Consider the following 18284-nt stretch of genomic DNA (forward strand, 5'->3'; position numbering starts at 1 on the left):
CGATGTCAAACTTACCTATAGTAAAAGATTTTTTTCACGAAGATACCAATACCTTCAGTTATGTTGTACGTGATCCTGCGACCAAAGCCTGCGCCATTATTGATAGCGTTTTGGATTATGATCCGGCATCAGCAAGTACATCCACTATTCATGCCGATAAAATTATTGCCTATATTAAAGAGCAGGGTTTAACGGTCGAGTGGATTCTCGAAACCCATGTCCATGCTGACCATTTAACTGCAGCACAATATCTCAAAGCTGAGTTAGGTGGCAAGATCGCCATGAGCCAGAAAATTGGTATTGTTCAGGAAACTTTTGGCGCGATTTATCATCTGGATATTAAACAATGGAATGCTCAGCAGCTCTTTGATTATTTATTTAAAGATCATGAGTCGTTCCAAATCGGAACCTTGAAGGCTTATAACATTCCAACACCGGGACATACGCCTGCTTGTCTGAGTTATGTGATTGGTGATGCGGTTTTTGTGGGTGATACCCTGTTTATGCCAGATTATGGTACAGCACGTTGTGACTTCCCGCGAGGCAGCGCAGAACAGCTTTATGATTCGGTACAAAGCCTGTTTCAGTTGCCAGAAGATACGCGGGTCTTTTTATGTCATGACTATTTGCCTGAAACACGTGAATCCTATGTGTGTGAATCTGATATACAGACACAAAAGACACAGAATATTCATATTCATCAGGGAATCAGTAAAGCTGAATTTGCTCAGATGCGCAACCAGCGGGATTCAGGACTCAATATGCCTAAGCTGATTCTACCGGCAATTCAGATCAATATGAAAGCAGGGCAGTTTCCTGAGCCTGAAGCCAATGGTGTTTCTTACCTCAAGCTTCCTCTTAACTACTTCAAATAAGCTTGTGTCGTGATTCAACAAAAAGTTCAACTTTTATTGAATCATTTTTGTGGATAAGGGAGAGAGCGATGTGGGCATTAATACTGGAAGGATTGGCGATTGGTGGCTTGCTGGGTCTAACCGGTGCTGGTGGCGGAATTCTGGCTGTACCGGCACTGATGGCGAGTCAGGGTTGGACTGTGGCACAGGCTGCACCGGTAGGTTTGTTGGCAGTCACGCTGTCGGCCTTGGTCGGAACGTTCGAGGGTTTATTCAAGCGTATTGTGCGTTATCGCGCTGCGCTCTGGATCGCACTGATCAGTATTCCTACAGCGCGTTATGGCGTGCATCTGGCCGATATCGTTTCTCCGGTCTGGCTGACGCTGGCTTTCAGTCTGGTCATGCTGATCGTGGCTTATCGAATCTTCTTTAATAAAGTGACCGATCATGGCAATGCACCGTGCAAGGTCAATCAATCGACCGGTCGTCTGATCTGGAATGTCAAAACGGCCTCTTTCCTGGCAGGTATTGGTGTTGTGGCAGGTTTATTAACCGGTCTGCTTGGCGTGGGTGGGGGTTTTGTCATTGTTCCAGCCCTGCGTAAATTCACCGACCTTGATATGCGCAGTATCGTTGCGACTTCCCTGATGATTATTTTCCTGATTGGTGGGGTCAGTATTTCTGCACACGTGCTGGATGGCTTTCAATATCCTGTTTCGGTTACGCTGACCTTTGTCCTGGCCTGTATTGTCGGGATGTTAATTGGACGCAGTCTGATGCAGCGGATTGACAGTAACAAGGTACAGAAAATATTTGCCACTACCGTGGTTGGGGTGGCGATGTATTTAATCTATTCAGCGCTCATGGGCTAAAACAGCCGGTTGGGAACTTTAACTCAAGCGCTTTTAATCGACCTGAGCATCGTTTATACAAAATATAATTTTAATAGCCGAGGAAGAATGAAAATGATGAAAACTGCAGAGCAATTGATTCTGAATGCGAAAAGCCAGATTCAGGAAGTAAGTGTAGCTGAACTGTTTGAAGCGATGCAAAACCATAAAACCATTCTGATTGATGTTCGGGAACCGGATGAGTTTCAGGCGGCAGCCATAGACCGGGCGGTGAATTATCCGCGTGGTGTTTTGGAAATGAGAATTCACCAGCATCCTTTAGCCAGTCATCATTGCGATACCCAGCAGGCACTGGAACACCTTAAAGATCAGCCGATCTATTTGATCTGTGGTACGGGTGGACGTTCCGCATTGGCAACCGATACCTTACAAAACATGGGTTTTACCCAGGTCAAGTCAGTTCAGGGTGGTTATCAGGCCTGGCTAGAGCAGGGCTATCCGGTAGAAAAATAAGCCGTTGAATAGGTGAACAACCGTATTGTTGAATGTGAGAAGCAGTGATGAAATACAAAGAATTAACCCAGAACATTTCAGGCAGTTTAAGAACCTTAACTCAAGATTCACCTGATTTAATGAAAAGTTTCAATCAGTTGTCCCAGACCGCAATGCGTGATGGTGTGATTGATCCTAAAACCAAGGAGCTGATTGCCTTGGCGATTGGTGTCGCATCACGTTGTGATGGTTGTATCGGCTTTCATGTCAGAACCCTGGTCAAAATGGGCATGACCCTGCAGGAGCTGGAGGAAGTTCTGGGCGTTGCGGTATATATGGGCGGTGGACCTTCATTGATGTATGCCGCAAATGCACTGGATGCCTTTAAAGAATTTTCCGGCTGATTGGATAGTCAAGTAAATGGAGGGATGAAATGAGTCAGCACTGGAATGAATTGTATGCCCAGACGCAGGACCTGTACGGCACAGCAGCAAACCTGTTTATCCAGGAGGTTACGGAAAAAATCCGGATAGAAGGTAAAACACTGGCAATTGCTGAAGGAGAAGGAAGGAATATCCTGTACCTGGCTGAGCAGGCAAGACAGCATAATTATTCTTTTTCGGCAGAAGTCTGGGATTATTCCGATGTTGCCTTGAAGCATCTGTCTAGCAAGGCCGAAGCCACAGGGATAAAGCTCGAACTCAAAAATGTGGATTTAACAGCAGCGAAATGGCCGTCCGAGCGTTATCAAAACGTGATTTGTGTATTTGGTCATTTCGATACACAAACGCAAAAACAGATTTTAGCAGGCATAAGAGAATCTTTGCTAAACGGTGGATGGTTTATCGGTGAGCTGTATTCCAAGGAGCAGATCAACTACCAAACCGGGGGGCCTAAAAATATCGAATATTTATACGATCCTCGATCCATTCTGGACGTATTTGGGCAGGACCATCTCCATCATTTTTATGTGGGCGAACAAGAAAGGCATGAGGGAAAATTACATTGTGGTAAATGCCATGTTATTCAATTTGCGATACAAGTGAGGAAGTAGAGAATAAGTGAATTGTTAAATGTGAGAGGGCGTTCAAAAATTCTGTGTCAGCCAAATTGGCTAGAGTTTAATTATTATATCATCGAGCCTACCTTCAAGGCCCACAATACAGCAGTGGAGACTGGCAAAGATTCTGTCAGAAGCATAATTTGGTTCTGAGTATGAGTCGCAGAGGCAACTGTTGGGATAATGCTGTTGCTGAATCCTTTTATAGTAGTTTAAAGAAGGAAAGAATTAAAAAGAGGATTTATAAAACATGAGAAATGGCCCGTGCGGATGTGTTTGATTATATCGAGATATTTTACCATCGGTAGGCGTCATTCGCATCTCGATGGAATGAGTCCAGAAGCATTTGAGATAGCTTCAAAATGAAGCTACTTCATGTCTAGGATACTGGGAACAGTCCAAGCTATAGGATTACCCACAGTTTATTGTTCTAATTGATAATATCGTACAAGCTGATCTTTTATTTTAAATCCCTAAAACCACCTGATACGGTTTAAAACCCTCTAATACAGCCTCGGAAACTAATTGAATAAAAGCTTCAGTTTTCCCATAAGCCATCCACTGATCAAGCGCTTCATAGTAAGCTAAGCGATTTTCTACAGTAATCACACAAGGTGGATAACCAGCTTTAAGTAATTCTAGGTTCATTAAAAGACGTGATGTGCGACCATTGCCATCAATGAATGGATGAATGCCAACAAAATCAGCATGTACTTTGGCTGCACGTTCAATTGGATGGAGTTTATGTGCGTCGCTGTTATACCAATCGATCAGTTGAGCCATCTTGTCATTTAATAATGTGTAATCAGGCGGGGTAGACGTAGCACCGGATATCAGGACATTTTGCTGACGATAACGTCCAGCATTATCATCATCAATATTCTTTAAGATAAGCTGATGGATATTACGAATTTGCCATTCAGAAAAAGGCTCCTCTTTCCGAATGATATCTTCAACATAGTAAATTGCATTTCTATGGTTGATCGCTTCGAAGTGTTCTCTTAATGCCTTTCCACCAACAGTAATACCTTCCAGTACTACTTTTGTTTCTAGTAGGGTAAGTGTATTACCTTCAATTGCATTCGAATGATAGGTCCAACGGACAATAAGATCTTCTTGTAAGTTTTTGACAATTGACGGAGAGAGAGGGCGATGTTGATCTAATTTTTTCTTTAAATTATCAATAGTTTCAAACATAACCTTATCCTTCAATTTGTCTTAGTCGATAATACATGAAAAAAGGAATATCAGAAATGTAGTGATATATCATTACATTTTGTACTGATTATAAAAGTGGTAACTGGACGGCTTCCAGTATTCTAGACACAAGACAGCCTTATTTTGAAGATACATTATTGTTCATTTCACCCATACATCTATGGCATGTTGTAGATGACCAGTTTTGACATAAAGCATTGCGCCTGATGGACCAGCCTGAAATTTAGCAGCACTATTGATGGGAAGACGGACCCATGAACCTGCTAGATATATTTCAGCGCCACAAAATAATTGACCTTTGATAATTAGTAACTCAATCCCTTGTTCTGATTTCTCTACGAAAATTTGATCAGGTTTTAGCTTTTCTAAATAGGTCTGCTCATGTTCCGATTGAAATAACGGGCATATCATCCGATGTTCGGTAAGCTTCCAATTTGTTGGATCATTGGTATTAATTCGGGTGGGTTCTGCCTCATGTTCAGTCATTTGCATCAGTTTCACAAAGATTAAACAACCTGCTTTACTGGAAACCCGATGAGTTGAATGATGGGGGTTACGTAAATACCAGCCTGCTGGATAATCATCTACAGCATTCTCGGTAAAAATGCCTGACAAGATGAGGACTTCTTCACCCAAAGGATGTTGATGTTCAGGAAAGGTAGATTCTGGTGCGTATTTCACAAGACTAGTTGCACGTGCTTTCTCATCGCCAATACGATCAAGCATCATTCTATCGACTTCACCTCCTGGAGATTTCACCCAATGGTAATCTTCTGGCTTGATGATGACGGGTTGTGAGAAGTCGGCATGAATAAACATAATGCTGTCCTGTAATGAAGAAACCTACGTATTTTAACGAGAATACATAGGTTTATTTTAAAAGAAATAGCGATTAGTTAGCTCACTGTTTCAGATTCAGAAAAGATAAACATGTTGATAGCAGATATCACTCACTAAGCTATGAAATATTAATATTTTAGAGTTTAATCAACTGTGCTTTGTTTTTACATCAATTAGGAATGGCATGAAATATCAACCGCCTTATACGATCACCTCTAAAATTATTCACTTGATTGCACAAATTAGTGAATCAATAGGGCAGTTTGACTGCATTAACCCCAACCCAAGATAGCCTTAAATTGCGAAAAGCCAATCGTATTCGAACGATTCAAGGGGCTTTAGCAATTGAAGGGAATAATACCTTGAGTACAGAGCAAATCACAGCGATCCTGAATGGCAAGCCCATTATCGCTACATCTAAAGAAGTTCAAGAGGTGCGTAATGCACTAAAAGCATATGAGGAAATTCAAGATTGGAATCCTGATCAAGAATCTCATTTGCTGAAAGCACATCAAATATTGATGACAGGACTGATTGATGAGGTTGGGCAGTATCGTCATGGTGGTGTTGGTGTGATGTCAGGGGATCGAGTCGGGCATATGGCTCCGCCTGCAAATCAAGTCCACCCTTTAATGGGAGAGCTATTGCAGTGGTTGGCTGAAGGCAATGAGCATCCACTAATTCAGAGTTCAGTATTTCATTATGAGTTTGAGTTTATATACCCATTTGCTGATGGCAATGGGCGTATGGGACGTTTATGGCAAACTTTAATCTTAAGCCAGTGGAATCCAATTTTTCTCAATATCCCTGTTGAAAGCTTGATTTATCAAAATTAAAAAGCTTATTACGATGCATTGCAAGCGAGCACAGATCACTCAGATTCTGCACCTTTTATTGAGTTTATTTTGCAGATGATTCTAGATGCAATACTCAGTTCTGATGCCAGCGATCAAGATACCGCTCAAGCTAGCGTACAAGTTAGCGATCAAGTTAAACGTCTCATCCAGAATATGGAGCAGAAGGAATATAGCCTAACTGAGTTGATGGCTCTATTAGACTTGTCCCACCGAGCAACATTATAAAAAAATTATTTGACTCTAGCATTAGAAGCCGGTGTGGTTGAACGCACCCTTCCTGATAAGCCTAAGAGTCCTAAGCAAAAATACAAATTAAAAATTTAGTCATAATAAGGTTGAAGGGATTATTAATATCACAAGGAGTGAAATGAAATGTTATAACGTTGCATTTATATTTCTTATAATGTTCTGCTATAATGTCGTACGCCATTTCAAATCCTGAATTTGAATAAGATTTTAAAGTTATTCAATGCACTAAATCTAAGTTGGGTCAAAATTGGGTCAATGAGTTTTTTTATTCAATAAAAGAGCTTTTAAATTAATAGGTTGGGTTTTGAGTTCAATTGACGCCACCTCCACCAAAATTCTTTTTATAAATCAGCCGCTTATTTAATTGGCTTTTTTATTGCCTAAATTTTATAAGCGATTTAAAAAATCAAATCAAAACTAGAGCGAATACGCTCAATCAATAAATGCTTCGACTCTGACAAATGGGTATTTTTACGTACCATCAATTGGGTTTGAGCCGTGTTGCACAGTTCGGAATCAATAGTTAAGGCAACGGCCTGACCTTCTTTAACTGCATCTGCGATATCTGCATAGCGCATGGCGGAAATCCCATGTCCAGCCACCACATAATTTTTTAAGGCATAAATAGAATTGGTGGTCAGGCTAATATTCAGGTTCACTTGTAAGCGCACCATTTCACTGTCGAGTAGCTGACGAAAACCATGCCCCACAGGCATTAAGGCAAATTTATAGGCTGAAATTTCAGATAGGCAAATGCGATGCTTGAGCTTGGCAAGAGGATGATCGGCAGGAACAGCTAGAATAAAAGGTTCTGTTTTATGGGCAATGGTGCTGATGTCTGTATGAAATGGGGGTTATACGCAAGTCCAATATGCGCTAGGCTGTCCACGATATGTCGTACTACATGCTGGGCACTCATTAATTCTAACTGGATTTCAAGATTTGGATATTTATGGTGCACATGTCGAAGTACATCATAAATCATGTGTTGCATATAACTTTCACTTGAAACAATGTTCACTTTGCCAAGTTGAGAAGATTGCAGCTGAAATAAACTGTCAAATAATTCATTTTCACGATTCTTATTTTCCTTAAAATACTCAAGTACCAGATAGGCGGCTTCAGTCGGAATAATATGCCGCCCCTTACGTTTGAACAGGTTTATTTTTAGTTCAGATTCAAAGAGTTGAATTTGTCGGCTCATGGCGGACTGTTTAATATTCAGGATATCTGCCGCTTTGCGCATCGAACCGAACATCATCACCGTATAGAAATAACGCAAACGCTTTTCATTGATTCCGTTCAGTGGCGCAAGGAATTGCAAGTTTCTGTCCATAAAAACTCTGATGCCTTAAAAGCATCAGTATGCCGAATAAATTACATTGTTATCAAGTCAGGAGCATGCTTACATGGATTTTGAACAATAAGAAGATCTAGATAAAAAGGAGTTTTAGATGGATTTAATGACCTCCCGTCAACAACGGTTAGACCAGATTTACAAGAAAGTAAGCTGGCGGCTACTGCCATTTTTATTGCTGTGTTATTTCTTTGCTTATCTGGACCGGATCAATATCGGATTTGCCAAGTTGCAAATGCAACAGGAGCTGGGCTTTAACGATGCAATTTATGGCATGGCAGCCGGCATATTCTTTTTAGGTTATGTGCTGTTTGAAGTGCCGACCAACCTGTATTTTGAAAAAGTCGGCGCCAGAAAAACCATTACCCGTATCATGATTTTGTGGGGCCTGACCTCCATGTCGATGCTGTTTGTCACCACCCCACAAATGTTTTATATCTTGCGCTTTTTGTTGGGTGTATTCGAAGCCGGTTTTGCCCCGGGCATGATTTTCTATCTGACCTATTGGTATTCCGGTGCACGCATGGCACGTGTGATGGCGATTGTTATGCTGGCTGGGCCGCTCGCTGGCATGTTAGGTGCGCCGTTATCGACGCAAATTATGAGTACTTTCCATCAGATTTATAATCTTTCTGGCTGGCAATGGTTATTTTTATTAGAAGCTGTGCCAACCGTGCTATTGGGTTGCGTAGCGTACTTTTATTTAACCGATCATCCTTCACAAGCAAAATGGCTGTCTCAAGAGGACAAAGCCTTATTGGTGAAAGAAATTTCCCAACATCAGTCTGCCACTGGTCATAGTAATTTTAAAGCGGTATTAAAGGATCCCTGGATTTATTTCATGGCCTTGGCCTACTTCACCATTATCTGTGGGATCTATGCGATTGGCTTCTGGCTACCATCTTTACTGAAGTCGGGCGGTATCCAAAATTTGCAGATGATTGGTTGGCTGGTGGCGATTCCATATTTATGCGGTGCAATTTTCATGATCATTTTTGCCCGCAGCTCGGACAAATGGCAGGAACGGAAATGGCATTGTGTAGTGCCGACGGTATTGGCCTGAGTCAGCTTGATGTTGTCGGTGATCAGTGCGAATTTCCTGCTGTCCTTTATTGCGATCTGTACCGCAACGGCCTTTATGTTTAGTGCCTATACCATTTTCTGGTCAATTCCATCGAAATACTTAAGCGGTAGTGCGGCAGCAGGCGGAATTGCCCTGATTAACAATATCGGATTACTCGGTGGTTTTGTCAGTCCAAATATTATGGGCATGGCACAGTCAATGACCGGTTCCATGCTGGCAGGCTGGTTCACGATTGCTGTGATCATGATGCTCGGTGGCGCTTTCCTGATTTATGCCTTCAGACTGAAAAAGCAAGTTGTTCCCGAGCAAGTAACACGCGCTGCCTTAATTGTCGATAAATAATCAATACGTAGCATAGGAAGGATTCAGGATATGAAGAAAATCATCATTGCGAGCTTTCAACATGAAACCAATACCTTTGCCCCGACCAAAGCAAGCTACGCCGATTTTGTCCAGGGTGGGGGATTTCCGCCGCTTAGCCGCGGCGCAGATATCCTGAAGTTTCGGGAACAGAACATTCCGATTGGTGGTTTTATTCAACAAGCGGAACAATTCGGGTATCAACTTTTACCGGTGATCTGGGCGGGCACTTCACCTTCAGCGCATGTAGAGCAGGACACTTACCAGCGGATCTGTGATGAAATTATTGCAAGCATCCAGCAGCATCCGGCAGATGCGGTGTATCTGGATCTGCATGGTGCTATGGTCAGTGAACAGGTGGATGATGGTGAAGGCGAATTGTTAAGACGGGTTCGTGAAGCAGTTGGGCCGGATATTCCGGTAATTGCCAGTCTGGATTTCCATGCCAATGTCACGCAAGCGATGTTTGCCCATAGTGATGTGCTGATTTGCTATCGGACCTATCCGCATGTAGATATGGCTCAAACCGGACAACGCTGTGCCCAACTGCTGGATCAAATATTCCGGGGTAAAAAGCTGCACAAGAAAATGTATAAGCTGCCGTTTTTGATTGCGCTGAATGCACAATGTACCGAGCTGGAACCTACCCAGTCTTGTATGAGTTTACTTGAACAGCTAGAGCAAAATAATTCTGTCCAGATGAATTTCACGCCGGGTTTTCCGGCAGCAGATTTTGCCGAATGTGGCGGTTGTATCTGGGGCTATAGTGAAAACGTTATGCAGTTAGATCAGGCTATGCAAGGCTATATCGCCCATGTGCTGCAACAAGAAGCGCATTGGAATATAGATTTCTTATCACCAGATCATGCCGTGCTGCAGGCACTTCAACTTTATCAACAGCATCATTCGACCAGACCCGTGGTGATTGCAGATACTCAGGATAATCCGGGAGCCGGTGGTGATTCGAATACGACCGGGATGCTATCGGCGCTACATCGGCATCAGGTTAAAAATGCACTGATTGGCCTCATCGTAGATCCCGTGGTAGTACGGCAAGCCTATCAGCTTGAACTTGGTCAGTATTTTTATGCGAAACTGGGTGGAACATCAGGTATTGCGGGGGATGCTCTATTTAGCGCTGAATTTAAAATCAAAGCCTATAGCGATGGGAAATTCAGCTATGGCGGGCCCATGATGCATGGCGTCGAGGCGGATATCGGCCCGAGTGTATTACTGGAAATAGATGGTATTGAAATTGCAGTCAGTTCCTACAAAGCCCAGTTGCTCGATCGTAATATGTTTAGAATTTTTGGTGTTGTGCCTCAAGATAAATCGATCATCGTGGTGAAAAGCTCGGTACATTTTCGTGCAGATTTTCAGGACATGGCTGCTGCCATTTTGGTCGCGAAAGCGCCTGGTGCCATGAAAGCAGACCCGAATGATCTGCCTTGGCAAAAGATTGATCCTGATAGACGACTCGTGCCGATGGGCAAAAGTCTGGCGCAACGTGATCAGCCATTGCGTCGTACGGTCTAACATTTAACTAATATCCAATTAACACCCAAGCGATTGAACAGGCGAGCTCTATCATGATCTAGCCTGTTTTTTAATGAAAGCTCCCATTCCTTGAACTCAAGAGAAATTTAATACAATTTTCTGTTACCTGATCCCGTGTCTGGATCTGTTATTGATTAAATTCACTGACACCGACTTAAGCTAGCTCATAAAAGTGGACAGGAACTCAACATTCTTTTCAAACTCAATAAAATACCTATAATTCCAATTAGAAACTTGTTGTAAATTAAACCTTAGGGGAAAAAATAAATACAGTTTTGACTTTCTTATTTTAAATTAGACGAATCAACCGGAGATTTTCATTGCGCGCTGCCCGCTATAAAATTTTGCTCATTATCGTATTGCTACTGGCAGTAGGGTTTGCTCTATTTCGCTGGTGGCAGGGGCCAGTGGTGCCCAGTTATACGCTGAGTGCCATGCCGCTAGTACAAAATGTTGTTGCGACCGGACGTGTTGCGACAGTATCACGTGCCCAGGTAGGCAGTGAAATTAGTGCTGTGGTTCTGCAACGTCTGGTGCAGGAAGGCGATCAGGTTAAACCGGGTGATCTGCTAGTGGTATTGAAGTCGGATGAATTGCTGGCCCAAGTCAGACAGGCTGAGCTGGCATTGACTGAATTGGCAAGCAGCCGACGGCCACAGGCTGCAGCAGAACTGGCCAGTGCCAAAGCCCAGTTGGAGCAGGCCAGCCGAGAAGCAGCACGTAGACGTAATGCAGAAGCCGGCATCCTGTCGAGGGAAGAAGTCGAACAGGCTGTGGAAGCGGAACGAGTCGCGCGCAATAATTATGAGACAGCCCGGGTAAAAGCAACAGCATTGGCTGCGGGTCAAGTCGAAGAAGCATTGCTTCGGGAACAGCTGGCGGTGGCACAGGCTCAACTGGCCAAAACTAAGATTCGGGCTGCAGTCGCCGGTACAGTGCTGACACGCGATGTCGAACCGGGTGATCTGGTTCAGCCAGGACAGACTTTATTTACCATTGCATTAACGGGGAACACAGAAATCCGGGTACCCCTGGATGAGCGGAATTTACCGCAACTGGCCTTACAGCAAAATGCTACCGTGATTAGCGATGCCTATCCGGATCAGTCTTTCCCGGCCCGGATTAACTTTATTGCACCAAGTATCGACCCACAGCGAGGTACGGTAGAAGTCAGACTTACTGTCAATCCCGTGCCAGATTTTCTGCGTCAGGACATGACGGTATCGGTGAATGTCGAGACGGCCAAACGAGCACGGGCTCTGGCTATTCCGAATGATGCTTTAAGCAGTATCAAGGGAGATAAAGCCGTGGTCTTAATGGTACGTGATGGAAAAATACAGCGTCAGCAGATTACTTTGGGCTTGCGTGGCCTGGCCATGTCAGAAGTGAAATCCGGGTTGAGCGAGGGTGATCAGGTGTTGGTAGATGCCGAATCTTCATTGGAGGATGGCACCAGAGTTCGCTTAAAACCACACCAGAGTTCATTACAGAATTCTGCTGATATGGCCAATAGTAAAAATGAATTACCGGTGAACTTCGATTGAAAAATTTATTCGGGCGGCTCTGGATCGAATGGAAAATCGCGGTCAGTTTTTTGCGCGAGGGTCGCGCGCAGTCCATCATGATCACCATCGGGGTTGCCGTGGGCGTAGCGGTGATCGTCTTTATCACTGCGTTGATTCAGGGGCTGCAAGCCAATATTGTTGAACGAACCTTAGGTACACAGGCTCATATTCGTCTGCTGTCACCGGATGAAGTCAACCGGATTGTGTCACCTCCCGCCGGAACAGTGCAATTATTGCAGGAAGACAAACGGGCACAGCGCCTGCGTTCGATTAACAATTGGCAACAGATTACCGAAACACTAGACCAGTTGCCTGTACTGACCTCCGTCTCGCCGGTGGTGTCGGGGCCAGCTTTTGTACAACGTGGTGATGCGATCGAATCAGTGGCCTTGGTCGGGATGAATTTAGAACGTTATCAGCAGATCATTCCATTAAAAGAATATTTAATCAGTGGCCAGTTGCGGGTCGGCGCGGATGATGTACTGATTGGCAGTCAATTGGCCAAAGACCTCGGTGTTCAGGTCGGCAGCAAGTTGCGACTCGATACTGGCCAACAGAACAGTGCCTTGGTGAATATTGCCGGTATCTTTGAGCTGGGCGTGCGCGAACTGGATGCGCGTTATGTTTATCTGGATCTCAAGCAGGCGCAGTCCTTACTCGGCCTGCCAGGCGGAGTAACAGTCATTGATCTGACCATTGCCAATATTTTTGAAGCAGACCAGGTTGCAGCACAAGTCGGACGCCTGACCTCATTAAAAGCCGAAAGCTGGATTGAAACCAATGCCCAACTGATGAATGCCATTACTGCACAAAGCCTGTCCACCAATATGATTATTGTCTTTGTCGCAATTTCGGTGGCTTTCGGGATTGCCAGCGTCATGTCCGTCAGTGTGGTGCAGCGCACCCGGGAAATTGGTATTTTGCGGGCGACGGGTGCAACCCAATCGCAAATCCTGAGAGTTTTTCTGTTTCAGGGTGCAATCTTTGGCTTGCTCGGTTCAGTGCTGGGCAGCATAGTCAGTTATGGTCTGGTATGGGTATTTAATAATTTTGGGCCGGGATTATTCTATATTCCAATTTCGATTGAACTGGTGATATTGGCACTATTGTTGGCCACATTAACAGGCGTACTGGCGGCAGCAGTGCCATCACGTCGGGCCGCGGCACTCGATCCGGTGGAGGCGATTCGTCATGTCTGAGCAATCTCAGGAAGTTCTGCGTCTGGAAGCGCTGCGAAAATCTTATAATATTGGCCAGCCCAATGAAGTGGAGGTCTTGCATGGCATTGACCTGCGCATTGATCGCAACGACTTTGCTGCACTCATTGGCCCTTCCGGTTCTGGTAAAAGTACCTTATTAAATATTCTGGGACTGCTAGATAAACCAACGAGTGGCGAGCTGTATTTGTTGGGACAACCTACCAGTGCGATGGATGACACCGATCGTACAGCGCTTCGCGGTAACAGCATCGGGTTTGTATTTCAGTTTCACCATCTGATTCAGGCCTTTAGTGCACTGGATAATATTCTCATGCCTTTAATGATGGCGCATGGCAAACCGAATCAGCAGGCAATGCAACGTGCACGTGATTTATTGACGGCAGTAGGGCTGGAAAAATTTGCTGAACGTAAACCGAATGAATTATCTGGAGGGCAGCAGCAGCGGGTGGCGATTGCCCGGGCCTTGATTACTGAGCCGGCATTATTATTGGCCGATGAACCGACAGGTAATCTGGATACCCAGACCGCGGCTGATATGTTTGAACTGTTTCGTAAAGTGCATCGTGAACGCGACTGCGCCGTACTTTTGGTCACGCATGATCCGCGCCTGTCCGCTACTTGTGATCGTACCATCAATCTGGTCGATGGCCGGATTGAAAGTGATTCGAGCAATTCTCCTCAAGATTAAGCTGTACTGTAAGGAGCCAGGAGGGCTAATTTTTTGAAGCGATCGAAAAGATATTTCAGATTTATAGCTTTCAAAAAATGATAGCCATATATGAGATTGAAATAATCTGTAAACAATCTGTTTGTTAAAAAAGGATGTAGGCGATTGCCTACATCCTTAAATTTTGACGGTTTAATTTTAATGATTCTGTTTTTTAGCTTGATCTAACCATTGAGCACCGGTAAATCATATCTAATCAAAGCGTCAGGATGAAGCCGAACTTTAATGGCACTACCGCAAGTTTCCGCTTCATCCTGTGGGTAGCCTGCTCTCAAAGATTTGATCCGGTTTTATTATTCCAGATTACTTCTCAGCATCCAGGCAGTTTTTTCGTGTACTTCCAGTCTTTGCGTGAGAATGTCAGCAGTCGGCTGATCATTGGCTTCTTCAATGATCGAAAAAATACTTCTGGCGGTACGTGCCACAGTTTCATGTGCATCTACCAGTAAACGTATCATTTCTTCAGCTTTAGGTACACCTTCGACTTCTTTAATGGAGGTGAGTTTTACAAACTGTTTATAAGTGCCGGGTGCTGCAAAACCTAGAGCACGAATACGTTCAGCAATGATGTCCAACGCATTCCATTGCTCGGTATATTGAGTCATAAACATGTTGTGCAGGCTGTTGAACTGGGGGCCGGTGACATTCCAGTGGAAATTATGGGTCATCAAATACAGGGTATAACTGTCTGCTAAAAGTCTGGATAAACCATCGACAATTTTGGCGCGATCATCATGCGAAATCCCGATATCAATTTTCATTGCTTTAGATTCTTTTTTAGAAGAGGCCATGCTCTTACTCCTTCAAAATTAACGCGATACTGTGTATTAAAATAAAGTCGGATGTATCTGAAGCCCGAGCCAAGAGATGAAATGATCTCTATGACTTTGTATTTGATCTAACAGGCTAAGAGATTTAAGTGGTTATAAGTTATAGATATTAGTTCAATATAAAGGCAGGAAGTTTAGTCATTATGTATAAGCAGGACGCGAGATTGTAACTATTTAAATCTGTCAAATTTTGACTATACTTCAGCGGTAGCACGTTAATTTCTCATAGCAAATTGAACTTCTAAAAAGTCCTAATCATTTCAGGATTGAAACATCGTTTTGGGTTATGACGCTTATTTGTGAGCAAGATCACATATCACCATACTGAATCTTTATTTCGAAATATCTCTGTGAAATTTTAATATTTTATTTTAAATAAATAACTTAGATAAAAATTTAAATCATAAATAAACCCGAAATTTATAAAAAATAACACAATGCTGCCTTAATTAAACAAGGCACTACAAACAATAATAAATCTCTTTCTCAAATGCAGTTATGTTAGGACACAGGCGAAACCAATAACAATATTCCCAGAAGAGCAAAAATGCTTCGAGTCAGCATATTCAGAAGAAATGTGAGGCTGATACAGGATCGGCTGTAGCAGATTGACTTGCGGGATGATTTTGATTCGGTAAGCCATGCAATATATAAGCTCAAGCGACTTTGAGATAGACCAAAAATATCTGAACTAAACTCAAGCTCAGCAAGGAATACATCATGAAAATTAAGGCCAATAGCCCCGCGACTGGTAAAGACGGTTTAGACAAACAAAATACCAATAAAAAAAGTGAACAGCTCGACGCATATCGCAGTGATGCGACCGAACAGGCACTCACTACCAATCAAGGGGTTAAAATTTCCGATAACCAGAACAGTCTCAAGGCAGGCGTTCGCGGTGCGACCTTGATCGAAGATTTTATTCTCCGGGAAAAAATTACCCATTTTGACCATGAGCGAATTCCAGAACGTATTGTGCATGCCCGTGGTGTCGGCGCACATGGCTATTTTGAGGCTTATCCGGGTAATGAAAAACTGACCAAGGCAGGCTTCCTGACCAATACCAATGTGCAAACGCCAGTATTTGTGCGTTTTTCTACCGTACAGGGCCCGCGTGGTTCAGCAGATACGGTACGTGATATTCGTGGTTTTGCGACCAAGTTTTATACGGATGAAGGTAACTTTGATCTAGTGGCAAATGATGCGCCGGTATTCTTTATTCAGGATGGGATCAAGTTCCCGGATTTTGTACATGCGGTTAAGCCTGAACCTCAGACCGAGATTCCTACCGGTGCATCTGCACATGATACTTTCTGGGATTTTGTTTCTTTAGTGCCTGAATCTGCACATGCGGTGATGTGGGCCATGTCGGATCGGGGTATTCCGCGTAATTTAAGAGCCATTCAAGGCTTTGGTGTACATACTTTCCGTTTTATCAATGCCGAGAATAAAGCGGTTTTTGTTAAATTCCACTGGACGCCAAAACAGGGTCTAGCCCAACTGGTCTGGGATGAAGCACAAAAACTGGCGGGTAAAGATCCGGATTTCCATCGTCGTGACTTATATGAAGCGATTGCCTCCGGTAACTATCCGGAATGGGAACTGGGTGTACAGGTCGTTCCAGAAGAAGATGAAATGAAGTACGACTTCGACTTGCTGGATCCGACCAAAATTATTCCGGAAGAACTGGTGCCGGTGACACCGATTGGCAGAATGGTACTGAACCGTAATGTTGATTATTTCTTCGGTGAAACCGAGCAGGTAGCATTCTGTCCGGGACATATTGTGCCAGGACTGGATTTTACCAATGATCCATTATTACAAGCACGTCTGTTTTCCTATACCGATACCCAGCTTAGCCGTTTAGGTGGTCCAAATTTCCACCAGATTCCAATCAACAAGCCGGTTTGTCCATTCCACAATAACCAGCGTGATGGTTTACATCAGCGTATTGTACATACTGGTCAAGCCAGTTATGAGCCGAACTCGATTGACAATAACTGGCCGGCTGAAACCCCGCCAGCAGCACAAGGCGGTGGTTTTGAAAGCTATCAGGAACGTATTGATGGACACAAGATCCGTCAGCGTAGCGAATCATTCAGTGATCACTTTAGTCAGCCTCGTCTTTTCTATCGCAGCCAGACGCCGCATGAGCAAAAGCATATTGTCGATGCCTATGTCTTCGAGCTGAGCAAGGTGGAGCGCAAATATATTCGTGAACGTGAAGTACTTGAAGTGCTCTGCAATATCGATCTGGACTTGGCACAGCAGGTTGCTGACCAATTGGGTATTGAAATTCCGGCAGAGAAAAAGGCGGCAAAATTGCCAGAGGTGCAGGTTTCACCACGTTTATCTTTTGAGGCATTTAAACCTGAAGATATTAAGGCACGCAAAATTGCGCTATTGGTGCACGACAAGGCCAATGAGGCCAGTATCAAAGCTGTTCAAGCTTGGGCAGAATCAGAAGGGGCTGTGGTCGATGTACTGACCCCAAAACCGGGCCCGGTACTGGGTCAGCAAGGCGAGGTGATTCCTTCCGATGGTATGCAAAAAGCAGAACCATCCATTGCCTATGATGCCGTGGTGATTGCTGACGGTGATAATTACGATGTGGTAATGAAAGACGGTGTGGCGACTCATTATCTGCTGGAAGCCTACAAGCATTTAAAACCGATTGTGTTCCTGGGCGATAAAGGCAAGCTGATTGAGGATCTGCGCTTGGTTAGCGATGAAGGAACTCTGGCAAACGGACAGTTTGAAGCAGTACAAGATAGCTTCAAGACTTTGATCCTGAACCATCGTGTCTGGGCGCGTGAAGCGATTGCGGAAGCAATTCCTGCCTAAACGATCCAATTTATGTTAGAGGATAGAGGCTCCGGCTTCTATCCTCATGGTTTCAAAATGGATGAAGAGATGGTGAGACCGGACGTCAAAAAGTTGTTAGCACAAGCACAGCAAGCCAAATGGAGCAGAGAACAGGACATTTATCTCATTGAACATAATCATTTGCCTTTAGCTGAACTAATGCAGCAACTCTGTTTCAATGAAGAAGAGATTAATGCACGGCGTAAGGTACTAGGGCTGACCACACGTTTAAAACAAATGCGCAAGCTTTCTCATTAACTGACTTTAAAAACACAACAACATTATCCGTATTTTATGA

18 protein-coding genes and 2 pseudogenes are annotated in these 18284 nt (G+C 43.8%); 15 read left to right on the forward strand and 5 right to left on the reverse strand.

Translation table 11 applies throughout. The features are described 5' to 3' along the window. Positions 1-2 precede the first annotated feature (2 nt). The 6 genes and pseudogenes from ACP7AK_RS08780 to ACP7AK_RS08805 all read left to right on the forward strand — a co-directional run. Positions 3-875 (forward strand): MBL fold metallo-hydrolase, encoded by an 873-nt coding sequence (locus tag ACP7AK_RS08780; RefSeq protein ID WP_005247056.1) that lies wholly within the window; start codon positions 3-5, stop codon positions 873-875. 68 nt (positions 876-943) lie between these two features. Then, positions 944-1726 (forward strand): sulfite exporter TauE/SafE family protein, encoded by a 783-nt coding sequence (locus ACP7AK_RS08785; protein WP_005247055.1) that lies wholly within the window; start codon positions 944-946, stop codon positions 1724-1726. A 96-nt stretch (positions 1727-1822) separates the two neighbouring features. Further along, positions 1823-2218, forward strand: coding sequence for a rhodanese-like domain-containing protein (locus tag ACP7AK_RS08790; RefSeq protein ID WP_032051543.1), 396 nt, complete (start codon positions 1823-1825; stop codon positions 2216-2218). Between the two features lie 47 nt (positions 2219-2265). Next, on the forward strand, positions 2266-2601 hold the full coding sequence (locus ACP7AK_RS08795; RefSeq protein ID WP_005247053.1) for a carboxymuconolactone decarboxylase family protein: 336 nt from the start codon (positions 2266-2268) through the stop codon (positions 2599-2601). A 29-nt stretch (positions 2602-2630) separates the two neighbouring features. Further along, positions 2631-3251 carry a class I SAM-dependent methyltransferase gene (locus ACP7AK_RS08800; RefSeq protein WP_005247052.1) on the forward strand — a complete coding sequence of 207 codons (621 nt, stop codon included), beginning with the start codon at positions 2631-2633 and terminating at the stop codon, positions 3249-3251. A 95-nt stretch (positions 3252-3346) separates the two neighbouring features. Continuing rightward, positions 3347-3623 (forward strand): annotated as a pseudogene (locus tag ACP7AK_RS08805) (IS3 family transposase); the annotation flags it as partial. A 99-nt stretch (positions 3624-3722) separates the two neighbouring features. Here ACP7AK_RS08805 and ACP7AK_RS08810 read toward each other — a convergent pair. Next, positions 3723-4454 (reverse strand): Fic family protein, encoded by a 732-nt coding sequence (locus ACP7AK_RS08810; RefSeq protein ID WP_005247051.1) that lies wholly within the window; start codon positions 4452-4454, stop codon positions 3723-3725. A 162-nt stretch (positions 4455-4616) separates the two neighbouring features. Next, on the reverse strand, positions 4617-5294 hold the full coding sequence (locus ACP7AK_RS08815) for a cupin domain-containing protein (RefSeq protein WP_425879617.1): 678 nt from the start codon (positions 5292-5294) through the stop codon (positions 4617-4619). Between the two features lie 205 nt (positions 5295-5499). On the opposite strand from ACP7AK_RS08815, the pseudogene ACP7AK_RS08820 reads away from it, so the two are divergent. Further along, a pseudogene (locus ACP7AK_RS08820) lies at positions 5500-6496 on the forward strand (Fic family protein). A gap of 323 nt (positions 6497-6819) precedes the next feature. Here ACP7AK_RS08820 and ACP7AK_RS08825 read toward each other — a convergent pair. Further along, positions 6820-7257: a substrate-binding domain-containing protein gene (locus ACP7AK_RS08825; RefSeq protein WP_425879782.1), complete on the reverse strand. Its 438-nt coding sequence runs from the start codon at positions 7255-7257 to the stop codon at positions 6820-6822. Then, positions 7218-7757: a LysR family transcriptional regulator gene (locus ACP7AK_RS08830; RefSeq protein ID WP_425879619.1), complete on the reverse strand. Its 540-nt coding sequence runs from the start codon at positions 7755-7757 to the stop codon at positions 7218-7220. Before ACP7AK_RS08830 ends, ACP7AK_RS08825 begins: the two co-directional genes overlap by 40 nt. 118 nt (positions 7758-7875) lie before the next feature. Between ACP7AK_RS08830 and ACP7AK_RS08835 the strand changes: the two genes are divergently transcribed. The 6 genes from ACP7AK_RS08835 to ACP7AK_RS08860 all read left to right on the forward strand — a co-directional run bounded on the left by ACP7AK_RS08835 (position 7876) and on the right by ACP7AK_RS08860 (position 14252). Then, a complete protein-coding gene (locus tag ACP7AK_RS08835) occupies positions 7876-8841 on the forward strand; it encodes an MFS transporter (RefSeq protein WP_425879621.1) in 966 nt (321 codons plus the stop codon). Positions 8842-8850: 9 nt separating this feature from the next. Continuing rightward, positions 8851-9204: a hypothetical protein gene (locus ACP7AK_RS08840; protein WP_253174447.1), complete on the forward strand. Its 354-nt coding sequence runs from the start codon at positions 8851-8853 to the stop codon at positions 9202-9204. Between the two features lie 30 nt (positions 9205-9234). Continuing rightward, entirely contained in the window at positions 9235-10758 is a 1524-nt protein-coding gene (locus ACP7AK_RS08845; RefSeq protein ID WP_425879624.1) for a M81 family metallopeptidase, read from the forward strand. A 341-nt stretch (positions 10759-11099) separates the two neighbouring features. Beyond that, positions 11100-12323 (forward strand): efflux RND transporter periplasmic adaptor subunit, encoded by a 1224-nt coding sequence (locus ACP7AK_RS08850; protein ID WP_425879626.1) that lies wholly within the window; start codon positions 11100-11102, stop codon positions 12321-12323. Then, positions 12320-13543 carry an ABC transporter permease gene (locus tag ACP7AK_RS08855; protein WP_004646197.1) on the forward strand — a complete coding sequence of 408 codons (1224 nt, stop codon included), beginning with the start codon at positions 12320-12322 and terminating at the stop codon, positions 13541-13543. Before ACP7AK_RS08850 ends, ACP7AK_RS08855 begins: the two co-directional genes overlap by 4 nt. After that, positions 13536-14252, forward strand: a complete 717-nt coding sequence (locus tag ACP7AK_RS08860) for an ABC transporter ATP-binding protein (protein ID WP_425879628.1) — start codon at positions 13536-13538, stop codon at positions 14250-14252. The genes ACP7AK_RS08855 and ACP7AK_RS08860 overlap by 8 nt, the downstream gene beginning before the upstream one ends. Positions 14253-14584: 332 nt before the next feature. Here ACP7AK_RS08860 and ACP7AK_RS08865 read toward each other — a convergent pair whose 3' ends face one another. Next, positions 14585-15082, reverse strand: coding sequence for a Dps family protein (locus tag ACP7AK_RS08865; RefSeq protein ID WP_180037591.1), 498 nt, complete (start codon positions 15080-15082; stop codon positions 14585-14587). Positions 15083-15841: 759 nt separating this feature from the next. Between ACP7AK_RS08865 and katE the strand changes: the two genes are divergently transcribed. Both katE and ACP7AK_RS08875 read left to right on the forward strand, forming a co-directional pair. Further along, a complete protein-coding gene (gene katE, locus ACP7AK_RS08870; RefSeq protein ID WP_425879631.1) occupies positions 15842-17965 on the forward strand; it encodes a catalase HPII in 2124 nt (707 codons plus the stop codon). A gap of 69 nt (positions 17966-18034) precedes the next feature. Next, complete coding sequence (locus ACP7AK_RS08875; RefSeq protein WP_004730408.1) at positions 18035-18244, forward strand: hypothetical protein; 210 nt, start codon at positions 18035-18037, stop codon at positions 18242-18244. Positions 18245-18284: the final 40 nt, after the last annotated feature.

This window comes from Acinetobacter sp. TWP2-2-3 (assembly GCF_049896445.1).
In the GTDB taxonomy this organism is placed as follows: Bacteria; Pseudomonadota; Gammaproteobacteria; order Pseudomonadales; family Moraxellaceae; genus Acinetobacter.